The following is a 14,048-nucleotide window of genomic DNA, read 5'->3' on the forward strand; positions in this document are numbered from 1 at the left end:
AGGCAAACGACGACAACTGGTCCACCATGGTGTTTGCAGTGGCGGCAGCCCGCAGGAATTGGCCCTTCAGCGGTCGCCCGTCGACGTCGAGCGCCATGGTTTGAGAAAGATCGCCTTTTGCAACCGCACCGATGACGCGCGCCATTTCGGTTGTTGGCCGCACCAGGTCGTCGATCAGGGTATTGACGGACTTGACGATGGTGGCCCAGCCGCCGGAGACATTGGCGACAGCTGCGCGCTGAGACAAGCGGCCTTCACGCCCGACGACCCGGCTGACCTCCGTGATTTCCCGGGCCATCTGCTCATTGGTTTCGAGGATGTCATTGACGGTATCGGCGATCTTGCCCGCCATACCTGTCCAGTCGGACGGCATGCGCGCAGAAAAATCGCCCTTCTTCAATGCCATCAATGCCGCGAGCAGCATTTTCACATCCAGCTCATCTGCCACGTCAGTCCTCGTATCCATGGAAACCTCTCCCTTAATCATTCTGTGATGGTATGTACTTTGAAATGCAGATCGCCATGGACATGGCGGCATCCGGATTCATGGAGCGCGCGTCGGAGCCGCGGCGCATATCCTTGCGTGACCCGCATCTTCCTGCCGTAGCGCGGGGCTAGCCTGCCGACTTGGAAGCCGGCAGCTCTTTCCTCTTGCGCGTAGCTGACGTCCCTTTCCCGGCGACTTCGAGCTTCGTCACATTCCTGGCGATTTTTGCGATATCGGCCGCAATTGCGACGCTATGATCAACCACTTCACGATTCTGCACCTCGTCCTCAGGCCGCAAGGGAATCGATACGCTTAGCGTTGTGCCGTAGCCCGGACCATTGGCGATTGAAAATTCGCCTCCCAGCGTGGCAATGCGTTCCTTGATGCCGACCAGTCCGAAGGATTTCGATTTCCTCTGGTCCCCCGGGAAGAAACCGACGCCGTTGTCTTCCACCGACATGAACAGACGGTCATCCTGCTTGTAGAGCTCGATCCGGGTTTGCGTCGCCTGTGCATGCCGCAGAACATTGTTCAATGATTCCTGCAGAATCCTGAACAACGCCGTCGCCCTCTCGTCATCCAGCACCAGATCGGCTTCGCACATTTGCAGCTCGCAGCGGATGCCGCTACGCCGCTGGAATTCCTTGACCTGCCACTCGATCGCGGCGCTCAAGCCAAGATCGAGCACTGTCGGGCGCAGGTTATTGATAATGGCCCGCATCGATTTCATCGTGCTATCGATTTGCTCGAGCAGGGAGTTCACTCTTTGATTCAGCTTGGGATGGGTATTGCCGGTGCGGGCATGCAGCAATGAAATGTCGATTCTCAGCGCCAGCAGGTTTTGCCCGAGCTCGTCATGGATTTCGCGGGCGATGCGTTTGCGTTCATCTTCCTTGATGCGCTCCTGGTAGCTCGCCAGCTGCCGCAATTCTTCCTGTGAACGGCGCAGGGCTTCTTCGGCAAGCTTGCGCTCATTGATATGTTCGAGATCCTGCTCCCTTTGCACCATCAGGTCGCGATTCAGGGCTTCCAGCTCCATTTTCTGGCGCTGCAGCTGCAGGTTTTTCTTCGCCAGTTCGACAAAGGCCTGCACCTTGTTGCGCAGGATCTGCGGAATCACTGGTGTAAAGAGATAATCGACTGCGCCTTTCTGATAGCCCTTGAGCCGGTTCATTTCATCGGCATAGTGCGCAGTGACGAAAATGATGGGCGTCGAAGCCGAACGTGGATGAGTATGAATTGCCTCCGCCGTTTCAAATCCATCCATGCCCGGCATGCTCACGTCAAGCAGAATGACGGCAAATTCATGGATGAGCACTTGCCTCAATGCTTCTTCGCCAGAGCGGGCAGTAATGATTTGAAAGCCCTCGCTTTCGGCATCTGAAGCCAGGATGCTGCTGAGCGCCAGCACGCTTGCGGCATCGTCATTGACTATGAGGACTCTTGGGGTGAACACGGAAGTGAGAAATGGCGCACGAAAGAAATTGCGAAATCATTACCGCTTGTGCTGTTTCGCAATTGGAAGCTGCATCCTGCGGCTTAAAGATGTCACGTTGGAAACTTTTCTATTCTGTTATAAAGGCTTTCCTGCAACAACGAATTTTACAAATTGCCTCTGATCGACGTTGCAAACAGGAAATGACCATATTAGAAACGTCATTTGTCTATTGCAACTTCTAGAGACCAAACGTTTGATATACCGCAATAGTGTCAAAATTTCATCTATTGGCCCGATGAAACGGGCCACAAAAAAGGGCCGCAACATGCGGCCCCGGATGGGTTTGCTGACGTCTGCTCAGACTGCTCAGCTTAGAGTGAAGGGGGAAGATCACGGGATTGGTTCAAATCCTATGTCTAGCCCTGCTCTCCTGCCACGGCAGACATGACTTGGGTATGTGTCTTCTGCGTTGCCAGCCATCGGCGGATCCGACTGGCATCGCCTATCCGCGACAGCTTTCCTTTCGAATCCAGAAACACCATTACAACCGAGCGTCCCTCGATTTTCGCCTGCATCACCAGGCAACGCCCTGCTTCCGTAATATAGCCAGTCTTTTGCAAGCCAATGTCCCACCCGGAATTTGCGACCAGGCGGTTGGAATTGACATACTGCAGCGTGCGCCTTCCGGCGGGCACGGCATATTTCAGATCGGTTGAATATTCCCGAATGACTGGATACTGATAAGCGGCCATCACCAGTTTGGCCAAATCGCGAGCGCTGGCAACATTCTGGCTTGAGAGTCCGGTTGGTTCCACGTAATGGGCGTCAAGCATTCCCAATGCCCTGGCTTTGGCATTCATTGCGGCGACAAATGCCGGCAAACCCCCGGGGTAATTCCGCCCCAATGCCGATGCTGCCCGGTTTTCGGAACTCATCAACGCGATATGCAGCATGTCGTCGCGATTCATGCGCGTGCCTACGCGCAGGCGCGAAGCGCTGTTTCTTTCCCTGTCGATATCGTCGCTCGTAACCTCCAGCATTTCATCCATGGGCTGCTGGGCGTCGAGGACCACCATGGCTGTCATCAGCTTGGTAATCGACGCGATTGGAAGCGCCACGTTCGCATTTTTTTCAAACAGGATCTGGGCGTTGCTCTGGTCCATCACGAGCGCAACATTCGACTTCAGTGCCAGCGAATCATGTTTCAGGTGGAGGCCTGCCACATCACCCGCGGTCAGTACGGGAGTATCGGCGGGCACTGCCGGCGCATAAGTGACCCGGCGGGAAACGACTTTGCGCCTGCCATTGACGACCACTGTTTTCTTGACCAGCTTTTCACGCTGCTCGACAGCGGAATTTGCTACTCGATTGGACTTGCGGGAAGGATGTTTGACTGTCCGACGCTTGATGGGCGCGGCTTTCTTGTAGGAGGTTTTTTTCGAGGCGGAGGGTGCCGGCGATGTTTCCCGGGCATGTAGCGGGGCGCCCAAGAAGAACACAAGAAATGATAAAACCAGCCCGAGCGCCGACCTGTTCACTGCTTTCCTCCCATACTTGCAGACATGCATTATAGCTTGCAGTCTAGCAAAATAGTGAAATACAGCAAGGGCTTAGCTCGTGCTTTTAAACAATTTCCTTAGTAAAAATTGATCTACCGCAGATAAACCCGGCTAGCGGAGGCCGTCCGGCCGACCGTTTCAATCCATGAACTTCACGAAGGCGGATACCGGTTCACGCTCGGTCACCAGGGAATTTTCGACCTTGTCCGGATCCGCATAGCCGAGCGCCATACCGCATACCACCATTTCATTGGCCGGAAGCTGCAATTGCTCGCCGATGATGCGATGGAACTGGGTGAATGCCGCCTGCGGGCAGGTATCGAGGCCGCGCCCCCGCGCCGCAACCATAATGTTCTGCAGGAACATGCCATAGTCCAGCCATGACCCCTGCTCCATGATGCGGTCGATGGTGAAGATCATCCCGACAGGCGCATCGAAAAACGTGTAATTGCGCCCGTGCTGCGCATGCATGCCTGCCTTGTTCTCGCGGCTGAGTCCCAGCAGGGAATACAAATCCCAGCCAACCTTGCGACGCCGGTCTATATAGGGCGATATCCAGCGGCTGGGATAGTAGCTGTATTCCTCCGCATGTTGCTTCACCTGATCCGGATCGCGGTAGGCGGCCACGATCGCCGCCGACAGCCTTTCCTTGCTGGCGCCGGTGAGCACATACACCTTCCACGGCTGTGTATTGGTACCGGAGGGCGCGCGCGCTGCAACTTGCAGGATGGCTTCAATGTCTTCGTGCGCAACGGGCGTCGGAAGAAAGGCGCGAATCGACCGGCGGGAGACAATCGCTTCGTCGACGATTTTTTGTGCGGGGGTTTCGATCATCCTTGTCTTTCCTGAAGTGATTGGAGCAAATCGCGCATGTTGCCGGGAATCGGGCTTGGCTTGCGGCTCAAGCGGTCGACGTAGACATGTACGAAGTGGCCTTGCGCCGACGCCCGGACTTCGTCTTCACGGAAGATGCCGACTTCATAGCGCACGCTCGAGTTGCCCAGCTTGGCCACCCGGAGGCCCGCTGTGACACGGTCGGGAAAAGCAACTGATGCGAAGTACTTGCATTGGGTCTCGACCACGAGGCCGATCACCGGACTGCGCTCGATATCGAGGACATGGTTGGCGATGAGGAACTGGTTGACCACCGTGTCGAACCAGCTGTAATAGACGACATTGTTGACATGCCCGTAAGCGTCATTGTCCATCCAGCGCGTGGTGATCGGATGGAAATGCAGATAGTCGTTTCGCCGGTTCGGTTCTTCTCGCATATTATTTTCTCACCACAAGCGCCACGCCAATCACGGCCAGCAGCATGCCCAGCATGCCGATGACACTGAAGGCTTCACCGAACATCAGCCACGCCATCACCGCAGTGGTGGGCGGCGTCAGGTACAGGAGACTGGAAACCTGGGTCGCCGCGCTCTTCCGGATAAGCGCAAACAGCAGGAAAATCGCCCCGATGGAGATCGCAAGAACCGACCACAACAGGGCACCGATGAAATTGGGCGTCCACTGGACTGTATCCAAGGCCGGAGTGAGATGTTCGAACGCTATCGCGAACGGCAGCACTGCCACGCTAGATGCAGCGAACTGGATGATGGTGCCGGTGCGCAGATCGAAGCTTGCGCAAAAGCGCTTCTGGTAAAGCGTTCCGCTCGTGATCGACAGCAGGGCCATCATGCACAACGCAATGCTTTGCCAGCTGAGGCCGATCAGGCTGATCTTGTTGGCAACCACAAGACCAACGCCGCAGAGTCCGAACAGCAGCCCTACCCATTGCCGGCCGCGCACCGATTCCCCCACCATAGGCGCGGCGAACGCGGTAAGGATAGGTTGCAGGCCAACGATGAGGGCGGACAATCCCGCCGGCATGCCAAGCTTGATCGCGCACCAGACGCCGGCCAGATAACCAGCCTGGACCAGGATGCCGGCCACTGCAATGTGCCGTATCCGGCCGACTGGCCACGGCGCTCGCATCAGCAGTACCAGCGGCAGGAGCACCAGCAGCACGCCGGCAAACCGCAACAGCAGGAAAGTCAGCGGTGGGGCATAGGGCAGGCCGAACTTGGCGACCACGAAGCCGGTGCTCCAGATCAGCACGAATACCAGCGGCATGAACGGCATCCAGGGATTGCGCGGAAGATCGGCGGAACTGGCGGAAATTGTATTGGATGAAGCTGAGGTCATGTTGTTGCTGCGGCTTGCAAGCCGCGAAAAAATTTGGCCGTCCGGTCGTACTGTACTGAACACCTGCCGCGGGCCATCATGCTGCATGTCGTAACGATGCTGTATGCGTGCCGCCGGCCTGTCCAGCCGAGCACCCGACAGGCAGCGCCGTCACTGCAGGCTCGCTGCAAAAACCCTCAGGGACGCATTGGGACATAAAAACCGGAACCGAGTTTAGCACGGGGCGAATGCACGCCTGAGCAGGCTCACCCATGCTGATATTCCGCCCTGAATCCATTCAGCCCGGCCAGCAATTTGTCGAACGCTTTCTCTACCTGCGTCGGATCGCCCTTGACCCCGAGCTCGATATGGCGACGCGTTCTCTCATCACCGACGCTCGGCAGGCTGAACACTTTGACGAGCGGGAATTCGGCCTCGATCGCTTCCATCAGCGGCGTCAGGGTCGACTCGGCCATTTCAAAAACCAGCACCGCCTTTTCCAGCCAGGCCGTCTGGCGGAACAAATGCGGATAACAGGTATCCAGCACCCATTCGATCATCGGCCATGCCATCACCGGAAAGCCCGGAACGAAATGATGAGCCCCCTGCCCGTGCCTGACCGTAAAGCCGGGGATCTTGTTGTAGGGATTCGGAATGATTTCTGCGCCCTGCGGAAACTCGCCCATTCTCAGACGATGGATATTGTCCGGCGCCGCATAATCGGGTTCCCTCCCCGTCTCGCGCGCGACATCGGCAATTCTTTCCTCGATTTTCGCGCGCGCTTCCGGATGCAGTTCCAGGGGCACGCCGAGCGCCGCCGCCGCGCATTGCCGGGTATGGTCATCCGGCGTGGCACCAATTCCGCCACAGGAGAAGACGATGTCATCACTTGCAAAAGTGCGCCTGAGTGTTGACGTGATGCGGGTCCGGTCGTCGCCAAGGTACTCCGCCCACCCGAGCTGCAAACCGCGCTCGGCAAGCAATTCGACCACCTTGGGAAAATGCTTGTCGGCGCGCTTTCCCGACAGGATTTCGTCGCCGATGATGATAAGTCCGATAGCCATGGGAATGAGATTGAATGAGCGAGAACGCTGATTATGCCCGAGAGCTCCGATTCCGGCTGCGCCGCTCACCTCGGTCAACGCAAGTTATTGGCCGCAGTCACCGGCACAGGCGCAGCCGCCCGATGCCGGGCGAGCGCTTCCAGGCAATAGTGTTCGAACCACAGGCCCGTGAAAATAAAGACCAGCACGTAAAGCCAGATTGCGCCAGCGGCAAGCAGCGGAAAGAAGATGACGCTCAATGCCCCGCCCAGCCACAGCAGCGTTGGCGCCGCACCCATGACGCCGGCAATGGTGCCGATCAACAGCAAGGACCAGCGATTCGCCCGCAGGATTTCCTTGCGCTCCTGTTCGCTGGCGTGGTCGGCGAGCGCATCGTACGCCATGACGTGGTAAGTCAGCCATCCCCAAAGCACCGGCTGGATGACGAAAGTCAGGGGCAGAAACAGGGTAAGCGGGAGCGTGGCCAGCCATAACACTGCAAACACCATGAATGACCAAAGGCCAGTCCACAGACTGCCCCAGAAGCTGCCGCCCCTGCGCATTTCCAGATCCGGATAGTGGCGGCTCGCGACATGCCTGACCACGATGGGCATCGCCATCGCACCAACGAAAATCAGGGCAGTCAGAATCATCAATGGCAGCAAGACCCACATCGCAAGCAGAGGAACGAGAATGGTCTTGATCGCCCCCATCCCGAACCAGTCGAGAACATCGCCGGCTACGGCAAATCCGCCATGAGCAGAGAAATAGGCATGCAGCCAGTCGATCATCGGCTGCAGGCCCAGCCACAGGGCCACGCCCCAGATCAGGACGGAGATGATGAACGGCAGGATGGACAGCAGCAGCATTCTGAAATGCAACTGGGAAAGCAGTGCACGGCCGAACGAAAGCAATACAGGATGCATCATGCCTGCTCCCTACGCTCAGTCTCTGCATTTGTAACGATGCAGACATGCAGACAAGGCGATGTGCGCAGGGCGGAAGGCAGGCAATGAAGCATGGTCAAACCAGGAAGGGAAATCATGAATGCGCTTATTTTACCGTGCGAAACCATGCGGCCCGCCTGCTACAATGCCAACAGACTTCAACCAGAGAACAAGGAAATATCATGTCCCTCATCATGACTTCGACCGGCCTGCAATATGAAGATGTCAAGGTCGGCACCGGTGCCGAAGCCAAGCCCGGCGCGTACGTCAGCGTGCACTATACCGGCTGGCTCCAGAATCCGGATGGCAGCGCCGGAAGCAAGTTCGATTCCAGCAAGGACCGCAACGAACCCTTCGAATTCCCGCTGGGCGCAGGCCATGTCATCAAGGGCTGGGACCAGGGTGTGCAAGGGATGAAAGTGGGCGGCGTACGCAGGCTGGTGATCCCATCTTCGCTGGGCTACGGTGCACGTGGTGCCGGAGGTGTCATCCCTCCGAATGCCACTCTGATTTTCGAGGTGGAACTCCTCGCCGTATAAGCATCGTGTATCCAACCAAGAAAATGCTGCTGGGAGGAAGCGCCGGCATTGCCGCATTCTTACTGACTGGCTGCACTATTGTCAGCGTGGCATCCGGCGCAGTCAGCGTTGCGAGCACAGCGGTAAGCGTCGGAGTGACTGCAGGATCGGCCGCGGTTAGCGTCGCGGGCACGGCAACAAAAGGTGTAGTGAAAGTCGGCGGCGCAGCCGTCGATGCCGTAACGGATTGAGTCCCTGCCTGCTCCTGCCCGGCTGCATGTCTGGACCCGGACGTTGCGACACGTCGGTCATCCGCATGGCACTGCCAACTGAACGCTTTTTACTGCATGCCACGCATTCCGCGCTGAGGCTGGTTTTCCCTGATTAAAATCCTGCCCCTCCGCCGAGACCTTCCTCTAAATCCGCGACGTTTCCTTTGGCTCCCGAATTTTCCATGCTATTTTGCCTACCTCTCATCGAAAGATGGCAATCCACATTTGTTAATTCACTTCACTGACAGGAGTCAACCATGAGTTTGCAAGCCCAGTTTGAACAGGCTCAGGCCGATTCGAAAAATCTGCCCGAACGTCCAGACAACATGACGCTGCTGAAAATTTATGCGCTGTTCAAGCAGGCAAGCGTCGGTGACGCGGAAGGCTCGCGTCCCGGTATTACCGACATGGTCGGCCGGGCAAAGTGGGATGCGTGGGATGCATTGCGTGGCACGTCCAAAGAACAGGCAATGGAGCAGTACATCGACCTGATCAATGACCTGAAAGGCTGATCAACGCGCAGTTCCGGGCCGGGCTTTGCCGGCCGGCCCTTTTCCTTACCCTTCTCCTCGATTCAGCACGCCCGGATTCAACAGATTCGGCGGCGTCTTCCCGGACAGAGCGGCGATCAGGTTATCGGCTGCACACGCAGCCATCGCAAGCCTGGTCGGCCGTGAGGCACTGGCAATATGCGGTGTCAGCACCACATTGGACAAGCTCAGGAAAGCCGGATCGAATGCCGGCTCGTTTTCAAACACATCCAGACCAGCCGCGGCAATCCGGTGCGCGCGCAGTGCCACGATCAGCGCCGCATCATCGACAATCCCGCCACGTGCGATATTGATGAGGGTGGCGCTCGGCTTCATCAGAGCGAGTTCGGCAGCACCGATGATGTGGTGAGCCTGCGGCGAATAAGGCAACGCCAGCATCACATGATCCGCCTCGCGCAGCAGTTCATCCTTGCCGACGTAGCGGGCATTGTTTGCATAAGCTTCCCTGTCCTTATCCAGGCGAGAGCGATTGTAATAAATCACCTGCATGCCAAAGCCGATCGAACGGCGCGCGATCGCCTGCCCGATGCGTCCCATGCCAATGATGCCCAGCGTCGAGCCATGCACATCGGCGCCGAGAAAACCGTCGTAGCGCCATTTGTCCCACTTGCCGGCACGCAGCCAGTGCTCCGACTCCGTCACCCGGCGCGCGGTCGCCATCAGGAGCGCCCATGCAAAGTCGGCCGTGGTTTCGTTCAATACGTCAGGGGTATTGGTGACCATGATGCCAGCCCGGGTGGCCGCTTCGACATCGATGTTGTTGTAGCCTACGGCCATGTTGCAGATGGCCTTCAGCGCCGGGTTCGCGGCCATGATTTCCGCTGAAATGCGCTCGCTGGGGAACGTGAACAACCCATCCTTGCCCCGCGCCTTTTCCGCCAGCTGTTCGGCTGAGAAAATCCGATCTTCCTGATTCGATTCGATCTCGAAGTGCTCCCCGAGTCGGTCAATGATCTCGGGAAAAACCGCGCGGGTTACCAGAATTTTTGGCTTGGACATGGCATCACCGGAAAAAGAAGAAGGTCATCAGCACAAACAGTGGGATCAGGATCGCGCAAGACCATGCCATATAGCCAAAGAAGGATGGCATCTTGATGCCGCGTTCTTCCGCAATGGCCTTGACCATCAGGTTCGGCGCATTCCCGATATAACTGTTGGCCCCCATGAAAACCGCTCCGCAGGATATCGCCGCCAGGGTGGATGCCAGCGTGGTCATCAGCACCTGCGCATCGCCTCCTGCGGTGTTGAAAAATACCAGGTAGGTAGGCGCATTGTCCAGGAAGGAGGACAAAATGCCGGCAGCCCAGAAATACATTGCATTGATAGGCTGTCCGCTAGCATCGGTGACCGCGCTGACGATAGTCGCGAAGGCGCCGGATTGTCCGGCGCGCAGCATTGCGATTACCGGAATGATGGTGATGAAAATTCCGGCAAACAGCTTGGCGACTTCCTGGATCGGCCCCCACGAAAAATCATTGCCGCTGCGGGCAGTCTCTGGCGTCAGCCGCAGGGACACAAAGATCACCACGAGCAGCAAGGCATCGCGAATCAGGTTTTGCAGTTCGACTTCAACACCGAAGATGGAAAATGCAATGCCCGATTTCCAGAAACCGCTCATCAGCACCAGCCCGATGATTGCGGCCAAAAGCAGGAAATTCAGCTTTCCTTCGAAACGGATGGCGGAATCGGGGGTCGGGTCGGGCGTGGGCAGCAGCTCGCCCTCACGGTTACGGTAATAGTAGGTATCGAGAGCGTAGAAGATCAGCAGCAGCGTGACGCATAAGAACAGGGTTTCAGGAAAGATGTTCTTGAGGGTCCAGAAGAAATCCACACCTTTCAGGAAGCCGAGAAACAGTGGCGGGTCGCCCAGCGGCGTGAGTGATCCGCCAGCATTCGCCACCAGGAAAATGAAGAACACGACGATATGCGCAGCATGTTTCCGATTGTCGTTGGCGCGAATCAGCGGGCGGATCATCAGCATGGCAGCGCCGGTGGTTCCCATGAGGCTGGCCAAGGCCGTGCCGAGCGCCAGCAGGCCAGTATTCAATGCAGGGGTGCCCTGCAGGTTGCCGCGCACACATATGCCACCGGCAACCACGAACAGGGATGTAATCAGGATGATGAAGGGGATGTATTCGGACACGAGGGCGTGCACGGCACCTCCGGCAGCAGTTCCGATACCGAAGTAGGCGGCGCAAGGCAGCAGGAAGGCCAAGGCCCAGGCAATGGCGACCTTGCCGAAATGGTGATGCCAGAAATGCGGCGTCAGGAGCGGACAGAGCGCGATCGACAACAGGAGCCCGGCGAACGGAATGCCCCACCATACCGATAGGACACTGCCATCCAGTTCAGCTGCAACGGCAGTCAAGGGAAACAAGGCGGCCAAGCCGGCAAGGATTTTGGTGCGCAATTGCTGACCTCATCAAGGCTGAAAGCCAGCTATTCTAACGTGGATCAAATGCCAAACACCTTAGGAAAGATACTTAGGGAAGCATATGACTTCCGCCCCTCATGGGGAGACAGGCGCTCCGGATTTGCGACGACCGGCACCGAACAAGTGCGCTGTCAGGCGCCGAGCACGATGATTACATGTACACGGTAAGGACCATGGGCGCCCAGCACGACGGTTTGCTCGATATCAGCTGTCCGTGACGGGCCCGAGATGAAATTCGTCGCCCGCGGCAGTTCCCCCTTCTCCTTGCGCGCCAGCGCGAAAGCATCTTCCATCGCGCCGACAATGCGTGACGCCGGCACGATGGCAATATGTGTTTCCGGCAGGAGCGTAGCGGAGGCATACGTGTCCGGGCCGGACAACATCATCAGTGTGCCGGTTTCTGCCACGGCACAGAACGCTCCGGTAATGCCAACCAGATCTTCATTTCTGGGCGGACGGAATTCCAATTGCAGTCCTGCCTCTGTCCATGGCAGATCGCTCAAGGTTTTCCACGCGATCGCTTTTTTGGGAACGCCGATGCTGTCGAGGTAATGTGCGACGGCGGCAGGCACTTGCGACAAGTCGGCGATTTCATCCACCGTATCGGCCATACGCACAGCCTGCTCCTTGAAACGGCCAAGCAGATCCTGGCCAATATCCGGACGCGGCCCTTGGGAATGCTGCCGCAGATAGTCCTGCACAGCTGCCCGTTCCGCTTCAGTCTGTTGCGCTGGCCGGTTTTGCGCCTGGCGAATGCGATTGAAAATGGCTTGGCGAGCAGATGAAGTATCCATGACGATTCCTTGATGGCAGGCTTGAAAGTCTAACCGAATCGGGCCGCGCGCAAGGCGGTCGGGACTTGATATTAATTCAAATGCCCAGCGCAAATATTTCAACTGGCCCGCACGCGAAAGGACATGGCGGCGAATCGTCCCATAATGAACTAGCGCCTCCTTCTGCACTGCGGAGTTATGAACATTGCTTCCAAATGGAGGATCCAAGCACTCACCTGTCAATGCCGATTCCTCTTCCATCCGGACTGCCTGCTAGCTTGGTATGCCTTGCCAAAAACAAAATGCTTTGCATTTGCTTATTCGGATTCTGTCTAACAGGCGTTTGTTTGATTACCCAAAATATCTTAAAATCAAGGCTTTGCAGCGGGTTGTCCATACAAGTCAAGGCTTCATTCGCCCTTCTCTCTGCCCAGCGCGAAATCGAATTCAAGAAAATTTACAGATAGGACTGTTATGACTCATGTTGTGACCGAATCCTGCATCCGTTGCCGTTATACCGACTGCGTGGATGTATGCCCGGTTGATTGCTTTCGTGAAGGCCCCAATTTTCTCGCGATCGATCCTGATGAATGCATCGATTGCGCAGTCTGTGTTGCCGAATGTCCGGTGAATGCCATTTTTGCCGAAGAAGACGTACCCGCTGATCAGCAGCAGTTCATCAAGCTAAACGCGGACCTGTCACGGAAGTGGCCTTCCATCACCAAGACCAAGGATCCGCTGCCGGATGCGGAAGAATGGAAAGACGTCAAAGACAAATTGTCCGAACTCGTCAAGTAAGCGGCTAATCGGGCTGCATGCGCACAGGCAAACAGACCAGGCCCATTGAACGCAGCACTTGCCGGACAAGCTCCCCATCCCTAAAGTCCGCGATGCCTGAGACCGGGATCCGCTTTTTGGAACAGTTGAAATGAAACAGGAATTGAATAGTCGTATGGATACCAGCAACGGCATCACCCCATCCAGCCTTGCTCCCGATACTGCGCCTGGCGCGGGCAAAGGACCGATCGAAACCGATGCAGTGATCGTCGGTGCAGGTCCGGTAGGCCTGTTCCAGGTTTTCGAGCTCGGCCTCCTGGAAATCAAGGCCCATGTCATCGATTCCCTGTCCAATGTGGGCGGGCAATGCGTTGAGCTGTATCCGGACAAGCCGATCTACGACATTCCCGCCGTGCCTATCTGCACAGGTCAGGAATTGACGGACAACCTGCTCAAGCAGATTGAACCCTTCGAGCCGACCTTCCATCTCGGCCAGGAAGTAACCGTGGTCGAACGCCGGGAAGATGGTCGTTTCAATGTCGAGACCTCCGCTGGCACGCGCTTCATCACCAAAACGATATTCATCGCTGCCGGTGTCGGCTCGTTCCAGCCGCGCACGATCAAGGTGGATGGCATCGAGAAATTCGAAAACAGCCAGCTGTTTTACCGGGTCAAGGATCCGAGCCAGTTCCATGGCAAGAACCTCGTGATCTGCGGTGGCGGCGACTCGGCGCTCGACTGGGCGCTGAACCTGGTCGGCAAGGCGGAATCGGTTGTCCTCCTGCATCGTCGTGACGGATTCCGCGCTGCACCCGCTTCCGTCGCCAAGATGAAGGAACTGTGCGACAACTATGAAATGCAATTCCTGGTGGGCCAGGTAACGGGCTTTGAAGAAGCAGACAACAAATTGTCTGAAGTCAAGGTTACCGGCGCCGATGGCGTAACCCGACGCTTGCCGCTGGATCATTTGCTGGTGTTCTTCGGCTTGTCCCCGAAACTTGGGCCGATTGCCGAATGGGGGCTTGATATCGAGCGCAAGCAACTGAAGGTCGATACCGAGAAATTCGAAACCAATGTGCC

General features: G+C 57.0%; 15 protein-coding genes. 4 read left to right on the forward strand and 11 right to left on the reverse strand.

The features are described from left to right. The 8 genes from HGHM_RS23380 to HGHM_RS11135 form a co-directional block, all read right to left on the reverse strand. Positions 1-466 (reverse strand): hypothetical protein (locus HGHM_RS23380; RefSeq protein ID WP_161603778.1); only part of this gene is annotated, 466 nt, incomplete at its 3' end. 148 nt (positions 467-614) lie between these two features. Continuing rightward, positions 615-1,943, reverse strand: a complete 1,329-nt coding sequence (locus tag HGHM_RS11105) for an ATP-binding response regulator (protein ID WP_020693841.1) — start codon at positions 1,941-1,943, stop codon at positions 615-617. Positions 1,944-2,341: 398 nt separating this feature from the next. Further along, the gene (gene pbpG / locus HGHM_RS11110; RefSeq protein ID WP_245549202.1) at positions 2,342-3,463 is read right to left on the reverse strand and encodes a D-alanyl-D-alanine endopeptidase; all 1,122 of its coding nucleotides are present in this window, start codon (positions 3,461-3,463) and stop codon (positions 2,342-2,344) included. Between the two features lie 159 nt (positions 3,464-3,622). After that, entirely contained in the window at positions 3,623-4,318 is a 696-nt protein-coding gene (locus HGHM_RS11115; RefSeq protein ID WP_019141606.1) for a nitroreductase, read from the reverse strand. Continuing rightward, positions 4,315-4,755, reverse strand: a complete 441-nt coding sequence (locus HGHM_RS11120; RefSeq protein ID WP_019141607.1) for an acyl-CoA thioesterase — start codon at positions 4,753-4,755, stop codon at positions 4,315-4,317. Before HGHM_RS11120 ends, HGHM_RS11115 begins: the two co-directional genes overlap by 4 nt. Position 4,756: 1 nt before the next feature. Then, a complete protein-coding gene (locus HGHM_RS11125; RefSeq protein WP_148415623.1) occupies positions 4,757-5,611 on the reverse strand; it encodes a DMT family transporter in 855 nt (284 codons plus the stop codon). Between the two features lie 308 nt (positions 5,612-5,919). Beyond that, a complete protein-coding gene (locus tag HGHM_RS11130) occupies positions 5,920-6,717 on the reverse strand; it encodes a competence/damage-inducible protein A (RefSeq protein WP_019141609.1) in 798 nt (265 codons plus the stop codon). A 74-nt stretch (positions 6,718-6,791) separates the two neighbouring features. After that, positions 6,792-7,622, reverse strand: a complete 831-nt coding sequence (locus HGHM_RS11135) for an EI24 domain-containing protein (RefSeq protein ID WP_034348969.1) — start codon at positions 7,620-7,622, stop codon at positions 6,792-6,794. Positions 7,623-7,825: 203 nt separating this feature from the next. On the opposite strand from HGHM_RS11135, the gene HGHM_RS11140 reads away from it, so the two are divergent. After that, on the forward strand, positions 7,826-8,182 hold the full coding sequence (locus HGHM_RS11140) for an FKBP-type peptidyl-prolyl cis-trans isomerase (RefSeq protein WP_019141611.1): 357 nt from the start codon (positions 7,826-7,828) through the stop codon (positions 8,180-8,182). 508 nt (positions 8,183-8,690) lie between these two features. Then, positions 8,691-8,945, forward strand: coding sequence for an acyl-CoA-binding protein (locus HGHM_RS11150; RefSeq protein WP_019141613.1), 255 nt, complete (start codon positions 8,691-8,693; stop codon positions 8,943-8,945). Positions 8,946-8,990: 45 nt separating this feature from the next. Here the strand turns inward: HGHM_RS11150 and HGHM_RS11155 are convergent, their stop codons facing one another. The 3 genes from HGHM_RS11155 to HGHM_RS11165 all read right to left on the reverse strand — a co-directional run bounded on the left by HGHM_RS11155 (position 8,991) and on the right by HGHM_RS11165 (position 12,212). Next, complete coding sequence (locus HGHM_RS11155; RefSeq protein WP_019141614.1) at positions 8,991-9,983, reverse strand: 2-hydroxyacid dehydrogenase; 993 nt, start codon at positions 9,981-9,983, stop codon at positions 8,991-8,993. A gap of 4 nt (positions 9,984-9,987) precedes the next feature. Then, a complete protein-coding gene (locus HGHM_RS11160) occupies positions 9,988-11,394 on the reverse strand; it encodes a sodium:proton antiporter (RefSeq protein ID WP_019141615.1) in 1,407 nt (468 codons plus the stop codon). A gap of 155 nt (positions 11,395-11,549) precedes the next feature. Further along, positions 11,550-12,212 carry a LutC/YkgG family protein gene (locus HGHM_RS11165; protein WP_019141616.1) on the reverse strand — a complete coding sequence of 221 codons (663 nt, stop codon included), beginning with the start codon at positions 12,210-12,212 and terminating at the stop codon, positions 11,550-11,552. Positions 12,213-12,665: 453 nt separating this feature from the next. Between HGHM_RS11165 and fdxA the strand changes: the two genes are divergently transcribed. Both fdxA and HGHM_RS11175 read left to right on the forward strand, forming a co-directional pair. Continuing rightward, positions 12,666-12,989 (forward strand): ferredoxin FdxA, encoded by a 324-nt coding sequence (gene fdxA / locus HGHM_RS11170; RefSeq protein ID WP_019141618.1) that lies wholly within the window; start codon positions 12,666-12,668, stop codon positions 12,987-12,989. A 154-nt stretch (positions 12,990-13,143) separates the two neighbouring features. Continuing rightward, on the forward strand, positions 13,144-14,048 hold a 905-nt coding region (locus HGHM_RS11175), incomplete at its 3' end, for an NAD(P)/FAD-dependent oxidoreductase (protein WP_026075929.1).

Source organism: Noviherbaspirillum massiliense JC206, assembly GCF_000312045.1.
Classification (GTDB): domain Bacteria; phylum Pseudomonadota; class Gammaproteobacteria; order Burkholderiales; family Burkholderiaceae_D; genus Noviherbaspirillum; species Noviherbaspirillum massiliense.